Genomic DNA, 3,363 nt, shown 5'->3' on the forward strand with positions numbered 1-3,363 from the left:
AGGGCGTACCGATACAGCGGGAGCTGCCAGCGGCCTGGGACGAGCCGTTCGAGATGGCGGCCGGTGTGCGGCAGCGTCCGTCCCATCGCCTGTTCGAGATGGTGCCGGTCGTGCAGCAGGCTCGGTGAGCGCAGGATCTGCGCGCCGCGTACCGCCGCGTGTCCCAGGATGTGGAGGGCGGCCAGCAGGTCCAGGCCCAGACCGATCTCGGCGACGATCAGCCCGACCTGCGTCATGGACGCGTAGGCCAGGGCGTTTTTGATGTCTGACTGCACGCGGCCGACGAGGGTGGCGTGCAGGGCGGTCGCGAGACCGAGGAAGACGACGACCGCGCGGGCCGCGGGTGCCGCGTCGAGCAGGGCGTGGCTGCGTAGCAGCAGGTAGGGGCCGAGGTGCACCGAGATCGCGCCGTAGAAGATCGCGCTGGACGGGGTGGGTCCCTCCATCGCCCGAGGCAGCCAGCCACTCGCCGGTACCAAGGCCGATTTGCCGACCACAGCCAGGACCAGCAGCAGCGCCACGAGGGTCGCGCTGGCCGCCGAGCCCGGCACGGGGAGCTGCGCCCAGTTCGTGCGGCCAAGCGCACCGGTCCAGCTCGTCCAGCCTGTCGCCGGGACCGGCGGACCGACCAGGTCCACCGATGCGGCCGCGCCGGCCAGCAGCGCGGTCCCGGCGAGCAGCCCGACGTCGCAGGCGCGGTAGGTCAGCAACGCGCGCAGCCCGTGGCGCACTGGTCCACGCCGTTCGTGGAAAAAGGCGATCAGCAGGGCCGAGGACAGCCCGACCAGCTCCCAGCCGACGAACACGACGGCCAGGCTTCCGGCGAGCACGACCAGTTCGACCCCGGTGCCGAACAGCGTGAGCAGCAGGTAGAAACGGAAGAACCCGGGCTCGCGGTGCAGGTATCGGCTCGACAGCGCGCCGATCAGCCCGATCAGCGCCGCCGCGGACAGCGCGAACGGGACGGACAGCCGATCGGCCACCAGGCGCCAGCGCCAGGCATGCCCGGACGTCGCGAACCAGGTACCGAGCCGGACGTCGATCATGGCGCGCCCGGTCACCAGCAGGGTCAGGCCGAGGACGGCCGTGGCGAGCGCGACGGTGGCGAACACGATGGCCACGACGGTGACCGTGGCCCGTTCCGACCGGCGGCGGCCGAACCACAAGGCAAGGGCCTGCCCGGCGGCCCCGGCGGCTGGCAGCGCGACCGCGGCCGGCAGCAACGCGGAGCCGACCGCGCTGTCCGCGCCCGTGGACAGCTGGGCTGTGAGCGTGTTCCTCATCCCGTGGGCCGCGCGTCGCCTGGCCGACTGCCAACATGATCGTTGATCGCATGGCCGTCGGCGGCGAGGCCGGCTCGCGGTGGGCCGCCGGCCGCTGGCGGCGCGGTGAGAACCGCGGCGCACCCGAGATGCTGGCGATGGCCGGCGTAGTACTCCGCCGACCGGGTGACCACTGGCAGTGTGAGGTCCTCCGGCTGGTGCTGGCGGAACGTGCCGTCGACGTACAGCTGGAGGTCGGGTCTCCGCGGGTCCCAGGCGGCGAGCTGGATCCACCCGCCCGTGACGAGTCTCGCCAGCCCCGGATTCTCGCGCAGCAGGCGGGTGAGGAGCTCGGGGGTGGCCTCGGCGATCACGAGCAGACGCATCGGCTCGTGGATCTCAACCATCTGCCAGGGCAGGCCGGTGCGAAGGTCGGAGGCGTGCCCGTCCATGACGCCGACCATCGCGGTGATGTTGTGCGGCAGCTTCGTACCGCTGCCGTAGCCCACCGGATCGACGGAGCTGAAGTAGTACTCCAGGTTGATCCCCGCGCCGACCGGCCCGGCCGACAGCAACAGCCGCGCAAGCACCTCGCCATCCGGATCCGTCGTCGGATCATAGGAGACGAGAAAGGCACGGCGGTCCAGATACAGCCCGCGGGTGCGGGACCGGCGTCCGATCACACAGACGGCGTTCGTGGCGTGCCCGTACTCCGGCCGTGGCTGGCCGATGTCGCGGGCATGCTCCTGGACGTGGGCCAACGCCTGGTCGGCGTCGATGTCGGTGGGCGCGGACTCGAAGCGCCGGCACCGTTCCCGCGCGTCCAGCCGGCGGGCCGCGTCCATAGCCTCCTGGAGCCGGCTCAGGGCCGGGCGGAACCGGCCTGGCACACGATCGACGTCAAAGTAGTCGATCGACTCGTCGCACGTGTTGTGGTAGGCGCCGAGGAACCAGATGCTCGCATCCAGGTGGATGCCCCGCTGGGCGAGCGCGTCGCGCACCCGGGGGTGGTTGGCCATCGCGGCGAAGGCCCGGGCGTTTGGCCCACCCTGGCCACCGCCGGTGGCACCGCAGTCGTGGGCGGCTTCGTGGGGGTTGTTCAGGCTGGACGATCCGTGACCAGCGATCAGAACGAGCTGCTCCGTGCCTGAGCCCGCCTGCGCGGCGGCCGTCGCCCCAGGCATCGTGGCACCTGGAGGCGTTGCCGGGAGGATGCCGGTCAGGCCGATGGTGGTCAGCATCGTGTCGACGATGTCGGTCATCTCCGCGACGGTGTAACCCAGCCGCAGCGGCGCTGATCCGACCCCGGGCACCAGCGCGCCGGATGCCGTGCTCGAGGGCGTGTCCGAGAGTGCGCCCGGCGCCGCCAGCACCGGGTTGGCAGCGGCATGCTCGGCGTCCTCGGGGCATTCGAGGACGAGTCTGCTGCGCGGCCGCGGCGCCACCGTGTGGTGGACATGACGCGCCCAGTGTTCGGCCGTCCGCGGGAACAGGCAGCGGCTGACGAGCGGCACGGTCGAGGCCAGACCGGCGAAGATGGTCAGGGCCGCACCGCGGCCGAGGGTTCCGCGGGCCGTCGACAGCAGGTGCCCGACGTGTCCATAACGGCGCATCGCGCGGCGGTAGGCCGCGTGCTCGGTCTCGTCCACGGCCCGCTCCACGACCAGATGGCCTGGTGTGATCGTGACCGGGCACAGCGCACGCGGCCGGACGTCGTCCAGGCCCTGGTAGGCCATGGCCACGCCGAAGAAACCGGCCGCGCCGTAGGTACGCACCGCAGGGCAGTGCTCCTCAAGGTGCCGGCGCAGCGACTCCTCCCGCTCGTCCATACAGAACACGGCGTGGAAGGCCGTGTTCTGTATGGCGGGCTCGGCGGTCGCGGTGGAATTCCGGCTGTGGGTGGACAGCGCGTCCAGGATGGTCATCCGGTATCGGCGTTCATATGCCTGGTGCAGCAGCCAGCGCCGTCGTCGCTCGTCGAAATCGGCGACAGCCCGCAGCCAGGCGCTGGCCCACCGGTCCTCGGTGAGCAGACCGAGATCGACGTCCATCAGCTGGGCCAGCACGAATGCCTCGTACACCAACGCCGTGTCCATACCCG

2 protein-coding genes are annotated in these 3,363 nt (G+C 71.4%); both read right to left on the reverse strand.

Features of this window, described 5'->3' with window-relative positions:
- Positions 1 to 1,283 (reverse strand): proton-conducting transporter membrane subunit (locus MJ783_RS19605; RefSeq protein ID WP_305039528.1); only part of this gene is annotated, 1,283 nt, incomplete at its 3' end.
- The coding region (locus tag MJ783_RS19610) for a putative inorganic carbon transporter subunit DabA (protein WP_239312433.1) at positions 1,280 to 3,363 on the reverse strand (2,084 nt) is incomplete at its 5' end. The genes MJ783_RS19605 and MJ783_RS19610, both read right to left, overlap by 4 nt.

The organism is Protofrankia sp. Cj3, from assembly GCF_917627355.1.
In the GTDB taxonomy this organism is placed as follows: domain Bacteria; phylum Actinomycetota; class Actinomycetes; order Frankiales; family Frankiaceae; genus Protofrankia.